We start from the raw sequence: 567 nt of genomic DNA on the forward strand, positions 1-567 counted from the left end.
GAAAAACAAGCTAGACAGCCATTATTAACATATCAAAAAATGAACACGCAAAGCCAGTGACTTTGATGTTTTTACGCCAAAGCACTTCTTTACTACTATTTTTAGTTTTATCCGAGGGTTTAGGTGGTAATTGCAAAAAGTTAGGCACAACTTTACCTACTTTGTCAGCATAATTGGTGTTGAGTGTTTTGTGTTGTTGAGTTATTTAAGCGAATAGCTTTTCACATTGACTGATGCTTGTTCGCCGTTTTACTTCTAAATGTGCGTAGAAGCCATCAAGCTTATTGGGCCGCCCTACCGCCCCTTTGAACACTTTAGTAAATTGTGTGGTGAGTTTTAACCAGTTTTCAGGTGCTATGTTTAGTCGCTCTAAGAGTGGAAGAGTGCTTTGCTCTATATGTCCGCGTTTGTCTTCTCTCATACAACGGCCTGTTAGCTCTACTAACTCTAAGTACGACTTTAACTCGAAGGGTAACCCTTTAGGCATGTGTTTTCTGGGGCTGCCTGCAAAGCGGGCCAGTTGTTTGGTTTGTTTAGCGTCTTCTGCCGCTTTAATGCGCTTTTGCA

1 pseudogene is annotated in these 567 nt (G+C 41.3%); it reads right to left on the reverse strand.

From position 1 onward, the window contains the following. Positions 1 to 205: 205 nt before the first annotated feature. Positions 206 to 567 (reverse strand): annotated as a pseudogene (locus SANK73390_RS11885) (transposase); the annotation flags it as partial.

Source organism: Pseudoalteromonas sp. SANK 73390 (assembly GCF_054966645.1).